At 69.8% G+C, this 12,052-nt stretch carries 13 protein-coding genes; 8 read left to right on the top strand and 5 right to left on the bottom strand.

The genetic code is table 11. The features are described 5' to 3' along the window. The 4 genes from cysD (at position 1) to BM362_RS14395 (ending at position 3,788) form a co-directional block, all read left to right on the top strand. Positions 1-921 carry a sulfate adenylyltransferase subunit CysD gene (gene cysD, locus BM362_RS14410; protein WP_067586289.1) on the top strand — a complete coding sequence of 307 codons (921 nt, stop codon included), beginning with the start codon at positions 1-3 and terminating at the stop codon, positions 919-921. Further along, a complete protein-coding gene (locus BM362_RS14405) occupies positions 921-2,183 on the top strand; it encodes a sulfate adenylyltransferase subunit 1 (protein WP_093573468.1) in 1,263 nt (420 codons plus the stop codon). The genes cysD and BM362_RS14405 overlap by 1 nt, the downstream gene beginning before the upstream one ends. Further along, entirely contained in the window at positions 2,180-2,917 is a 738-nt protein-coding gene (locus BM362_RS14400) for a sirohydrochlorin chelatase (RefSeq protein WP_067586285.1), read from the top strand. Before BM362_RS14405 ends, BM362_RS14400 begins: the two co-directional genes overlap by 4 nt. Before the next feature lie 241 nt (positions 2,918-3,158). After that, positions 3,159-3,788, top strand: coding sequence for a cyclase (locus tag BM362_RS14395; RefSeq protein ID WP_093573467.1), 630 nt, complete (start codon positions 3,159-3,161; stop codon positions 3,786-3,788). Positions 3,789-3,832: 44 nt separating this feature from the next. Here the strand turns inward: BM362_RS14395 and BM362_RS14390 are convergent, their stop codons facing one another. Both BM362_RS14390 and BM362_RS14385 read right to left on the bottom strand, forming a co-directional pair. Next, positions 3,833-5,155, bottom strand: coding sequence for an alpha/beta hydrolase family protein (locus BM362_RS14390; RefSeq protein ID WP_093573466.1), 1,323 nt, complete (start codon positions 5,153-5,155; stop codon positions 3,833-3,835). Positions 5,156-5,196: 41 nt separating this feature from the next. Continuing rightward, the gene (locus tag BM362_RS14385; protein ID WP_093573465.1) at positions 5,197-5,823 is read right to left on the bottom strand and encodes an ArsR/SmtB family transcription factor; all 627 of its coding nucleotides are present in this window, start codon (positions 5,821-5,823) and stop codon (positions 5,197-5,199) included. Between the two features lie 96 nt (positions 5,824-5,919). On the opposite strand from BM362_RS14385, the gene BM362_RS14380 reads away from it, so the two are divergent. Next, entirely contained in the window at positions 5,920-6,693 is a 774-nt protein-coding gene (locus BM362_RS14380) for an enoyl-CoA hydratase-related protein (RefSeq protein WP_093573464.1), read from the top strand. Between the two features lie 60 nt (positions 6,694-6,753). Here BM362_RS14380 and BM362_RS14375 read toward each other — a convergent pair whose 3' ends face one another. From BM362_RS14375 to BM362_RS14365, 3 genes are read right to left on the bottom strand one after another with little or no spacing between them, the layout of a single operon-like run. After that, the gene (locus tag BM362_RS14375) at positions 6,754-7,104 is read right to left on the bottom strand and encodes a barstar family protein (protein WP_093573463.1); all 351 of its coding nucleotides are present in this window, start codon (positions 7,102-7,104) and stop codon (positions 6,754-6,756) included. After that, positions 7,101-7,553, bottom strand: a complete 453-nt coding sequence (locus BM362_RS14370) for a guanyl-specific ribonuclease (protein ID WP_093573462.1) — start codon at positions 7,551-7,553, stop codon at positions 7,101-7,103. The genes BM362_RS14375 and BM362_RS14370 overlap by 4 nt, the downstream gene beginning before the upstream one ends. Positions 7,554-7,564: 11 nt before the next feature. After that, positions 7,565-7,765, bottom strand: a complete 201-nt coding sequence (locus BM362_RS14365) for a hypothetical protein (RefSeq protein ID WP_037813693.1) — start codon at positions 7,763-7,765, stop codon at positions 7,565-7,567. 60 nt (positions 7,766-7,825) lie between these two features. Here BM362_RS14365 and BM362_RS14360 point away from each other — a divergent pair, with 60 nt between their 5' ends. From BM362_RS14360 to BM362_RS14350, 3 genes are all read left to right on the top strand, one after another. Beyond that, a complete protein-coding gene (locus BM362_RS14360) occupies positions 7,826-8,791 on the top strand; it encodes a zinc-binding dehydrogenase (RefSeq protein ID WP_067586269.1) in 966 nt (321 codons plus the stop codon). A gap of 162 nt (positions 8,792-8,953) precedes the next feature. Next, the gene (locus tag BM362_RS14355; RefSeq protein ID WP_093573461.1) at positions 8,954-9,976 is read left to right on the top strand and encodes an alpha/beta fold hydrolase; all 1,023 of its coding nucleotides are present in this window, start codon (positions 8,954-8,956) and stop codon (positions 9,974-9,976) included. A gap of 119 nt (positions 9,977-10,095) precedes the next feature. Continuing rightward, positions 10,096-11,583, top strand: coding sequence for an amino acid permease (locus tag BM362_RS14350; protein ID WP_067586262.1), 1,488 nt, complete (start codon positions 10,096-10,098; stop codon positions 11,581-11,583). Positions 11,584-12,052: the final 469 nt, after the last annotated feature.

Raw genomic sequence — 12,052 nt, 5'->3', positions numbered from 1 at the left:
ATGACGACTTTGGAACCGGCGGCGGACGCGGCCGTCGACAACCTGGCCGCCTTGGAGTCCGAGGCCGTCCACATCTTCCGCGAGGTCGCGGGCGAGTTCGACCGGCCGGTGATCCTGTTCTCCGGCGGCAAGGACTCGACGCTGATGCTGCACCTGGCGATCAAGGCCTTCTGGCCCGCGCCGGTGCCGTTCCCGCTGCTGCACGTGGACACCGGGCACAACTTCGACGAGGTCCTGCGGTTCCGCGACCGCGTCGTCGAAAAGCACGGGCTGCGCCTGGTCGTCGCGAAGGTCCAGGACTGGATCGACGACGGCAGGCTCGAGGAACGCGCCGACGGCCTGCGCAACCCGCTGCAGACCACGCCGCTGCTGGAGACGATCGCGGAGAACAAATTCGACGCGGTCTTCGGCGGCGGCCGCCGGGACGAGGAGCGGGCGCGCGCGAAGGAGCGGATCTTCAGCCTGCGCAACGCTTTCGGCCAGTGGGAGCCGCGCCGGCAGCGGCCGGAGCTGTGGAATCTCTACAACGGACGGCACCGTCCGGGCGAGCAGGTGCGCGTGTTCCCGCTGTCCAACTGGACCGAGGCGGACGTGTGGAACTACATCGCGCGGGAAAAGGTCGAGCTGCCTTCGATTTACTACGCCCACCAGCGCGCGGTCTACCAGCGCGACGGCATGTGGCTCAGCGAGGGCCCGTGGGGCGGGCCGCGTCCCGGCGAGGACGTGCGCGAGCTGAGCGTGCGCTACCGGACCGTCGGCGACGGTTCGTGCACCGGCGCGATCGAATCCACGGCGTCCACCGTGGACGAGGTCATCGCCGAGGTGCAGGCCTCGCGGCTCACCGAACGCGGCGCCACCCGCGCTGACGACCGGATGTCCGAGGCGGCCATGGAAGACCGCAAACGGGAGGGCTACTTCTGATGTCGAGCCTGCTGAGGCTGGCCACCGCGGGCAGCGTGGACGACGGGAAGTCCACGCTGGTCGGGCGGCTGCTGTACGACACCAAGTCCGTCCTCGCCGACCAGCTCGACGCGGTCACCCGCGCGTCTGTCGACAAAGGACTGTCCACTCCGGACCTTTCGCTGCTCGTCGACGGCCTGCGCTCGGAGCGCGAGCAGGGCATCACGATCGACGTCGCGTACCGGTACTTCGCCACGCCGAAGCGGTCGTTCGTGCTCGCCGACACCCCGGGGCACGTGCAGTACACGCGCAACACGGTCACCGGCGCGTCCACCGCGCAGCTCGCGGTGCTGCTGGTCGACGCGCGCAACGGCGTGGTCGAGCAGACCCGGCGGCACGCGGCCGTGCTCGCGCTGCTCGGCGTGCCGCAGCTGGTGCTGGCGGTGAACAAGATCGACCTCGTCGGCTACGACGAGAACACCTTCGGCGTCATCGCCAAGGAGTTCACCGCGCACGCGGAATCGCTGGGCTACGACTCGGCGTCGGTCGTCAGCATCCCGGTGTCCGCGCTGGTCGGCGACAACGTGGCCACGCGGTCCGAGCAGACCCCGTGGTACGACGGCCCGTCGCTGCTGGAGCACCTCGAAACCGTGCCGGTGGCACCGGATCCGCACGATTCGGCGCTGCGGTTCCCGGTGCAGTACGTGATCCGCCCGCGCACCGCCGAGTATCCGGACTACCGCGGCTACGCCGGTCAGATCGCCGCCGGAACGGTGCGTCCTGGCGACGAGATTGTCGTGCAGCCGCAGGGGATCCGCAGCCGGGTCGAGCGGATCGACACCGCGGACGGTCCGCTGGAAGAAGCAGGCGCCGGAACCTCGGTGACGCTGCTGCTCGCCGACGACATCGACATCAGCCGCGGCGACCTGATCGCGGCCGCCGACGCGTCGCCGGAGGTCACTGACGAGATCACCGGCACGCTGTGCTGGCTGTCGTCGAAGCCGCTCAAGACCGGCGCGCGGGTGCTGATCAAGCACGGCGCCCGGACCGTGCAGGGACTCGCCACCGAGTTGCACGCCCGGTTCGACGAGCAGAAACTGTCCAGTGTGGACTCTCCGGAAAGCCTGGAGCTCAACGACATCGGCAGCGTCAGCCTGCGGCTGGCCGAGCCGCTGCCGGTGGACGACTACGGCGTGAGCCCGCGTACCGGCGCGTTCCTGGTGATCGATCCGAAGGACGGCGACACGCTCGCCGCCGGGCTCGTCGGAGAACGGTTCTCGTGACGCCGCCCCTGGTCGCCGTCGCGCACGGCAGTCGTGATCCCCGCTCCGCCGCGACGGTGCGGGCGCTGGTCGACGTCGTCCGTGCGCAGGCGCCGGGGCTGGAGGTGCACGAGTCGTTCCTCGACCTGTCGGAGCCGCGTGTCACCGACGTCCTGCGCGGGCTTTACGCACAGGGGCACCGCTCCGCGGTCGTCGTGCCGTTGTTGCTGGGCAGCGCTTTTCACGCCCGGGTCGACCTGCCCGCGCTGGTCGACGAGGTGGCCGCGGAGTGCCCCGGGTTCCGGATCCGGGTGTCGGACGTGCTCGGCGCCGATCCGGCCCTCGAAGCCGTCGCCCTCGACCGTCTCTCCGGAGCCCGCCGCCGCGGCGGGACCGGGGTGCTGCTGAGCGCTGTCGGCTCCTCGAACCCCGAGGCCAACGCCGTCGTCGCCGGTGTGGCCGCGCGCTGGGAAAAGCGGCTCGGCCTGCCGGTGAGCGAGGCCTTCGCCAGCGCCGCCCAGCCGGACATCCCGGCCGCCGCGGCCCGGCTGCGCGACCGCGGTGCACGGCATCTCGTGGTGGCGTCGTGGTTCCTGGCCCCCGGCCTGCTGCCGGACCGGATCGCGGTGCTGGCCCGCGAGGCCGACCCGAAGGCGTTCATCGCCGGGCCGCTCGCGGACGACCCGCGCGTCGCGGACGTGGTGATCGGCCGGTACGCCGCCGCGATCTCCGGGCTGCTGCGGACCGCCGCCTGACCGAACCGCTCAACGCTGGGCCGAACTGGCCTGGCTCGCCCTGCCGGACCACCGTCGGTAGGCCCGAACGGCCGTTCAGGCCACTCCTACCGCCACAAGGTGAACACTATTCACATTAGCCGTCACGGTGCGCTCCCGTGAACGGTCACTTCTTGACGCGTTGCTTAACCTGCCGGTAACTCTCTAATCGCTGCGCAGCTTTCTCTCTCCCCTCGTGAAACCCGCAGGCAGGAGCACACAGATGAAAGCACCTCACTTTTACCGGCTGGCCGCGCTGACGGCGGTCGCCGCCCTTCCGCTCGCCCTCGCGGCCCCGGCGTCCGCCGCGACCGCGATCACCTTCGACTGCCAGGCCGACGCACCGGTGGTCGGCCCGCAGCAGGTGTCGCTGACCCAGAACGCCGACGTCACCGCGCCCGCGACGGTCGCGCCCGGCGGTGCGTTCGACGTCGTCATCGACCCCGCGCCCAACACCGTCCCGAGCGACGTGGGCGGCAACAAGGTCAAGAACATCAACACCTTCGCGCTGAAGTTCCCCGTCCCGGCCAACTCGACCTACGTCAGCGCCGACCTCGCCGGCGGCTCCGGCCTCGGCGACACCGCGCCGACGATCAGCGTCGCCGACGGCGTCGCGACGCTGAGCTTCCCCGGCCCGATCGCCGGCGGTTCGACCTTCGAACTGCCGACCGTCACCGCGCACCTCAAAGCAGGCGACTCCGGCAAGATCGAGACGAAACTGTCCGGCACCAGCTACGACGATCCCGGCCTGACCTTCAAGGCCGTTGCCGGCAGCATCATCGGCGACGTGACCGCGCCGACGGCGTGCTTCCCCAACCCGAGCCCGGTTTTCACCACCACGACCATCGGCTGACCCGGACCGCGGCCACCCGCTGCGCCCGGGTGGCCGCGCCCGGTTCACGGCAGCAACAGTCCCCAGTAGACCGCCCACGGCACGAACACCAGCCCGGCCACGAGCGGTGCGACCGCCCCGCGCCGCCGGTCCGGTTTCCTCAGCCCGCTTACAGTCACCGCCAACGCCACCACGGTCGCGACCGCGAGCGCTTGCATCGCCAGCCACGGCAATGGCCGTCCGACGAGCACCGGTCCGAGATCCTTCATCCCGGACAACTGCGCCCAGCCGAGCATTCCGGCGAACCCGGCGACCGTCGCCGTCCCCAGTCCGGCCAGCCACCGCGACGACCTGGTCCCCTGGCGACGCACCAGCGCAACGATGCCGCCGACCACGAAGCCGCCGAGCAGCAGGGCGAGCGCGATCCCTTGCGCCCAAACAGATTCCCACCAGGACAACGGCCGCAGCGCTTCCGTCGGCCGCTGCGCGAAGGCCGCGGTCTCGACATGCACGCCCTGCCGATCCGCCAGCCACTCCGCGACCGCCGCCGGATAGCCAGGCACGACCCGGGGCAGCCGGTCGAACCCGGCGTCGCTGGTCGCGTACAGATCCGGCCCGCCGCCGGCGATGAACCGGATCGTGTGGTTCGGGTGCCGCGCCAGCGCTTCCGCGAAAATCCGGGAGCTTTCGACCGGTACGTGGTTGATGTCGAGATCGCCCCACAACGCCAGGATCGGCTGTTTCAGCCGCCGCAACACCGGCACCGGGTCGTAATCGGCCTCGGGGAACAGTCCCGCTCCGACCACGAACCGCGTTCCCCGCACCGGCAACGTCGTGCGCAGCGAACCGGAAATCCCTTGGTGGCGAAGGACATTCCCCCAGTACCACGAGGTTTGCCTCGCGCCGCCCCAGCCGGATCCGCCGACCGTGATCACATACGAGATGTCCGCCGTCCGCGTCGCGGCGAGCGGCGCGACCCACGCGCCCTCGCTGAGTCCCCAGACGCCGACCTCCGCGGCTCCCGACTGCGCCCGCACCGCGCGGACAGCCGAGACCAGATCGTCCGCCAGCACGCCGTAATCACGCTGGATCGTGGAATAACCGCTGGCACGCCGGTCGTAGACGAGTGCCGTGACGCCGAGCCGCGTGAACATCTCGGCCTGCACCCGCAGGTTGTCCCGCGTCCGCCAGTCCGAACCGCCTTGCAGGACGATCGCGGACTTCGCCGGTCCGTCCGGCCGGAACACCGTGCCGTGCAACGTGATTCCGCCCGAGCCAGTGAAGCTGAGGTCGGCGGACGATTGTGCTGATACCGGCTGGGCGGCCGGCAGGACCGAGCCCAGCACGAGGACCGCGGCGGCGAGCCGCGATTTGCCCCAGGGCAGCATGAAGTGTTCTCCTTGCTTCGGGAGATCGTGCGCGTTTTCCCTTATTCCTGGGTGCCGAGTGGCCGCTCGGCACCCAGGGCCCTCCTCGGATTCAGTCTCCGGCGGCCTCCTTCCCCCCCCGGTGCCGGGAACACGAGCATCCGCGTCTCGACCCGGCGCGCCCCTTCCGGCGTCTCGTCGTCCGGCCGCTGATACCGCCGCAGCAAGGCGAGATACGCCTCGAAGAAGTCCCCCAGCTCGTCCAGCGTCACGGTGATCGCGCCGCGCGAGTACGGAATCGCGTCCGCCCACTCCCCGAGCCGCGGCCGTTCACGCTCGAACCGCTCGTAGAGTTCGGTGTCGCCCGCAAGCCAGAGCCGGTGCAGCTCGCCGATCGCCGCCTTGGCCGGATCGTCTCGCTCCGCGGGGGGCGGCAGCCGCAGGTCGTAGTCCGCCACCCGCCACCAGCGCTCCCGACCGCGCGCGCGTTCGGGAAGCTCCTCGACGAACCCGTTCTCCGCCAAGACCCGCAGGTTGTAACTGGTGCCGCCGCTGGTCACGCCCAACCGCTCGGCGAGCGTCGTCGACGTCGCCGGTCCAGACGAGGCCAGCGCCTCGAGAATCCGCTGCCGCAGCGGGTTCGCGAGCGCCTTGAGCGCCTTCAGATCAGCGGGACGATGCTCTGCCATGCTCCCAAGATAGCGGTGCACGAGTTTTCGTGCACGGGTTTTCGTGCATCAACTTCACACCCGCTCCCCGGCAGGCGGTGTGCGAAAGTGTCAGGCATGGCTGACGAACTGGTGCACTACGAGGTGGCGGCCGGCATCGCCACGATCACCCTGGACTCCCCGCACAACCGCAACGCGCTGTCGGCGCAGCTGCGGCGGGAACTGAGCGAGTCGCTGACGAAGGCTCGCGAGGACGACGCGGTGCGCGTGGTGCGGCTGACCCACACCGGTCCGGTCTTCTGCGCGGGCATGGACCTGAAGGAGGCCCGTGGCGCCGGTTCGTCCGACCAGGGCGTGAACGAGTTCCCGCAGATCCTGGACCAGCTGTGGACGAGCCCGAAACCGGTCGTCGCACGCCTGGCGGGCCCGGCTCGCGCGGGCGGCATCGGCATGGTCGCCGCGTGCGACATCGCGGTCGCGGTCCCGGAAGCGACGTTCGCCTTCTCGGAGGTCCGGATCGGCGTCGTCCCGGCGGTCATCAGCCTGACGGTGCTCCCGAGGCTGAACGCCCGGGCCGCGCACGAACTCTTCCTGACCGGCGACGTCTTCGACGCGAAGCGCGCGGTGGAGATCGGCCTGCTGAACGCCTGCGTCCCTGCCGAGGACCTGGACAAGACGGTCGAGGGCTACCTCAAGTCGCTGACCCTCGGCGGCCCGAAGGCCTTGGCCGCCACGAAGGAACTGCTGGCCCGCCCGCGTCCGGCGACCCCGGCCGAAGGCTTCGCCGGCATGAACGCCTTGTCCGCGGGCTTCTTCGCGAGCGAAGAAGGACAGGAAGGCATCCAGGCTTTCGCCCAGAAGCGCAGGCCGAACTGGGTCCCGCAGGACTGACGCTGTCGGTGAGGGCAACCCTCAGGGAATCTGATTCCCTCAGGGTTCCCCTCACGGCCGTCAGGAATCCACCAGCACCAGGGTCAGCCGCCGCTCGCCGGAGCCCATCGCGCGCTGCGCGTCCGACAACACGCTGCGCACCGCCAGATACGCCTTGGGCTCGGCCGCCTTCAATCCGTCCGACCCGGTCCAGATCAGCACGTGCTCGCCGGACGGCAGCCAGGACAAATCCGTGAGCAGGTCGTACAAGGCGTCCAGATTCCGTCCGAAATAAGACGGGAAAGAAAGCGCCTCGCCGATCGCGTCCAGCGCCGACAGCTTGTCCAGCGTCCGCGTTCCGTCGACCCGATGCGGATAAGCCCCGCGCGCGAACGCCGCGTCCGCCGCGGCCCGCGCCGTCTCCCCGCTCACCGTGCGGGATCCACAACGACGAACGACGCGTAATGATCCGCTGTGTAGTACAACTCTTTCCCCGCCCCCGTGATCAGCCGGCGCGCCCCTCGGTCCGGGCTTCCCGGCGTTTTCACGGTGTACTCGTGGTAATAGCCGTTCTTCTCCGCGGGAAGCACTTTTTCCCGGTTCTGGAAGACGACGTCGTCATTGCGCGGATACGGGTAAGGCCCTCCCTTCTGGATCAGGTTCCACGTGTCTTTCGCCTGCGAAGGCAGCGAGGACAACGGTTTGACCGGCAGCTTGGAATCCGCCCCCGGCACCTTCCCGGAAGCGGCGGCGGGAGCACCCGAGGAGGACGCGGGCGCCGGCGAATCCGGGGAGCCGGCGGTTTCCTTGACGAGCCACCCGCCGAGCACCAGCACGAGGAGACCGACGAGCGCGGCGGTGATCCGCCTACGGTTGACCATGGTGTGCCAGCTTAGGAGCGGCCGGGACCGTCGTCGTCACGGGCCGTGCCGAACCAGCGGCCGAAGCGTTCGACCAGCTTGTCGATGGCCCACGCGGCGAGCAGGCAGAGCGGCACGAGCACCGCCATCACCAGCACGAACTGCACGGGGAACCAGGCTTGGGCAAGCCACAGCTCGACCCCGTCCCACCAGTTGGCCAGGCCCTCGAACACGCGTGTGAGCCTACGCGCGCTCGCCTGCGCCGGGTCGGGCAGGGGAGGTAGGTTGCTGCCATGTTCGCCGTATACGCGCAGGAACCCAACGCCGAGTCCCCGCTCGATTCGCTGGTCGTCGGCGAGCGGCCGGAACCCGAGGTGCCCGAAGGCTGGGTCCGGGTGCACGTCAAAGCCGCCAGCCTGAACATGCACGACCTGTGGACTTTGCGCGGTGTCGGCATCAAACCCGACCAGTTCCCGATGATCCTCGGCTGCGACGGAGCGGGCACGCTCGACGACGGCACTGAGGTCGTGCTGCACTCGGTGATCAACGCGCCGGGCTGGCAGGGCGACGACACGCTCGACCCGAAGCGCACCCTGCTCACCGAAAAGCACCAGGGCACGTTCGCCGACCAGGTCGTGGTCCCGGCCCGCAACGCGGTGCCGAAGCCGGCCGGACTGAGCTTCGCCGAGGGCGCGACGATGGGCACCGCGTGGCTCACCGCGTACCGGATGCTGTTCGTGAAGTCGGGTCTGCGGCCCGGCCAGACGATGCTGGTGCAGGGCGCGTCCGGCGGGGTGTCGACCGCGCTCATCGCGCTCGGCCGCGCGGCCGGGTTCCGGGTGTGGGTCACCGGGCGCAGCGAGGAGAAGCGCGCGCTGGCCGAGACTGTCGGCGCGCACCAGACGTTCGAGTCCGGCGCGCGGCTGCCCGAGCGGGTGGACGCGGTGTTCGAGACCGTCGGCAAGGCCACCTGGGGCCACACGCTGAAATCGCTGAAGCCGGGCGGCGCGGTCGTGGTGTCCGGTTCGACCAGCGGCCCCGACCCGTCGGCCGACCTGCAGCGGGTGTTCTTCCTGCAGCTGCGGGTCCTCGGCTCGACCATGGGCACCCGCGACGAGCTGGCCGATCTGCTCGCCTACCTCGATCTGAAGGGCATCAAGCCGCAGATCGGCACCGAGCTCCCGCTCACGGAGGCCCCCGCGGGATTCGCCGCGATGGCCGCCGGGGAGACCGCGGGCAAGATCGTCTTCACCCGCTGATCCTGATCGCACCGCGCTGGCCTGGGCTTTTCGTCGTCGCATGCGCCCAGGCCAGCGCTTTTACCTGTTCTCCAGTGAATCGTCAACACCCCGGCTTCGCAATCAGATAGTGACCCCCGAAGTTCCACCAGAACTCGACCTTGGGCGGTTAACCTGGAGAACATGACCGCGACGCAGCGGCCAGTCCCGGCCGGCCGGGACGGTCGGCACCCCAGCGAACCGGAGCCGATCCGGGAATCCTTCCGGCGCTTCGCCGGGATCCGCACGCGCGTGCTGGAGGTCGGCCCGCCCGTCGCGGAGGCGCCCGCACCGAAGCGGACGCGCCGCAAGGGTGCCGAGAAACCCCGCGCTCCCCGTCTCGTGTTGCTCCACGGGTATTGCGACAGTGCCGACACGTGGCGTCCGGTACTCGGAGAACTAGCCGCGGCGGGCATCGCCGCGATCGCCGTCGATCTTCCCGGCTTCGGCGACGCGCAGCCGCTGCGCCCCGGCCCGATGCTGCCCCAGCTCGACGCGTTCACCGCCGCGGTGGTGCGCGAGCAGGCCGTGCTCGGCCCGGTCGTGCTCGCGGGCAACTCGCTCGGCGGCACGATGAGCCTGCGCGCGGCGCAGAACCACCGGCTGCCGACCCACGGCGTGGTGTCGATCGCCGCGCCCGGTTTCGTCGACTCGTGGCTGGTGCGCACGGTCGGGCGCAATCCGCTGCCGCTGCGGCTGTACTCCTCGCTTCCGTTGCCGGTGCCGGGTTTCCTGGTCCGCGCGGTAGCCGAACAGCTCGTGCCGCGGATCCTCTACGCCGACTCGCGCCGGGCGGACGCGGGCCAGGTCCGGCGGTTCACCACGCTCTTTCCCGACTACCGGGCCACCACGTCCCGGCTCGAAGAAGCCCGGCAGCTGGTCGCGGAGCTGGCCGACGCCTACCGGCTCGACCAGATCAAGATCCCGCTGCTCGCGGTCGCGTGCGGCAAGGACAAGCTGGTGACGGCCGCGTCCGGGCGGAAGCTGCACACCCTGGTGCCGCACAGCAGGCTCGTCGTGCGCGAGGACTGGGGCCACTGCCCGCAGCTGGACGATCCGGCCGAGGTCGCGGAGCTGCTCACGTTCTTCTGCGCGGGCGCGATCCGCTCGGCCGCCCGGCCGGCGCCCACGGTCAGCGACATCGAGGGCGACTCCGCGACCGGGTGAAGCAGGCTGCCAAGATCGTCACACTCTGGAGTCGGTGACAGGCACGGCGCCTCCGGGTACGGTGCCCTGCCAAGGCCCGGAACCCGGGTCCTGCGAACCACCAGTCTGAGGAGACATCGATGTCAGCTCCGCGCGGCGGCCCTAACCTGGGCTCCGGGTCCGGGATCTTCCGGCGGAAGCCGATCGAAACCATCGAGCAGATCGGCGAAAGCGGCCTGCAGCGCACGCTCGGCCTGCGGCAGCTGACCGCGATCGGCGTCGGCGGCATCATCGGCGCGGGCATCTTCTCGCTCGCCGGGGCGGTCGCGAACAAGACCGCGGGCCCCGCCGTGCTGATCTCATTCCTGATCGCGGGCATCGCGAGCGCCGCGGCGGCGTTCTCCTACGCCGAGTTCGCCGGCCTCATCCCGCGCGCAGGATCGGCCTACACCTACGGGTACGCCGTGCTCGGCGAGATCGTCGGCTGGTTCATCGGCTGGGACCTGCTGCTGGAGTACACCGCGATCGTGTCCGTGGTCGCGATCGGGATTTCCGGCTACTTCAACGACTTGCTGGGCTTCCTGCACGTCTCGCTGCCGCACTGGATGTCCGGCGCACCCGGCACCGAACCCGCGGGAGTCGAACCAGGGTCGTACAAGGTCAACCTGTTCGCGGTGCTGCTCTGCCTGCTGATCGCCTTCATTCTCAACCAGGGCATGAAAAACGCGGCGCGCTTCGAAACGCTGCTGGTGTACCTGAAGGTCGGCCTGGTGCTGCTGGTGATCGTGGTCGGCGCCTTCCACATCCAGAGCGGCAACTACAGCAACTTCTTCCCGTTCGGCCTCAGCGGCGCGTTCACCGGCGCGGCAACGGTGTTCTTCGCGGTCTTCGGCTACGACGCCATGTCCACCGCGGCGGAGGAGTCTCAGGACTCGCAGAAGCACATGCCGAAGGCGATCATCTACTCGCTGGCGATCTCGATGGTGCTGTACGTGCTGGCCTGCCTGGTCCTGACCGGCATGGTGAAGTACACCGACATCAACCCGGAAGCGGCCTTCTCGAGCGCGTTCGCGAAGGTCGGCCTCGGCTGGCTGGGCGCGATCATCGCGGTGGGCGCCATCATCGGCATCCTGACGGTCCTGTTCACGTTCTTGATGGGCGCGACGCGCGTGGGCTACTCGATGAGCCGCGACGGCCTGCTGCCGAAGTGGTTCTCAAAGACCCATCCGGTGCGCAAGGTCCCTTCGCGCATCACGTGGATCCTGGGCGGCGCTTCGGCGTTGATCGCGGGCCTGCTCCCCATCGGCGAGGCCGCGGAACTGACGAACATCGGCATCCTGCTGGCCTTCGTGGTCGTGTGCATCGCGGTGATCGTGCTGCGCTACAAGCGCCCGGAACTGCCGCGCACGTTCAAGACGCCGGGCATGCCGGTGGTCCCGATCATCGGCGTGGTGTTCTCGATCTGGCTGATCACCTTCCTGAAGCCGGAAACCTGGCTGCGCTTCGCGATCTGGTTCGTGATCGGCATGGTGATCTACTTCGCCTACGGCAAACGCCACTCCGCGATGGAACGCGGCGAGGACGCGGGCGACGGCGACCCGGGCGGGTTGAAGTCCACTTCGGACTGATCTCTTCGGCCGGGTTGGTCGGGCTGTGCTGCGGGGGACGCCTTCGGCGGCGTCCCCCGCATTTTCGCGTGCGCGGCCGGCGATCCGCCCGGAGCCTCCTGGAACGGGTCCGCTCGGGAACTCCGGCTCACTGCCACGGTGGCCCGCCCGTGCACAATCGGGCATCGTTCCCGGTCCACGAGCGCACATCGCCTCCGCGCAAACCGCCGCTTCCCGCGACTGGATCACGCATAGTTACTCAAGCCGCTCCGCCGCCGAGTCATCCCGCGAACGCCGGGCCGCGCCGGAAGCTCAGCGCAGCCAGCAACTCCACCGCGGGACCCGAGCACAGCAACCGCCAAGCCGTTGTGGTCCCTGCCCTCGCCGCGGCGGATTCTCAGCGCAACCGGCCAAGCCATCGCAATCCCCGCCCCCACCCCAGCAGACACTCAACGCAACCGGCCAAGCCATCGCAATCCCCGCCCCCACC

The organism is Amycolatopsis rubida (assembly GCF_900115345.1).
GTDB classification, from domain to species: domain Bacteria; phylum Actinomycetota; class Actinomycetes; order Mycobacteriales; family Pseudonocardiaceae; genus Amycolatopsis; species Amycolatopsis rubida.
Note: the sequence above shows the minus strand (reverse complement) of the source record. Positions and strands in the feature narration are given on the sequence as shown.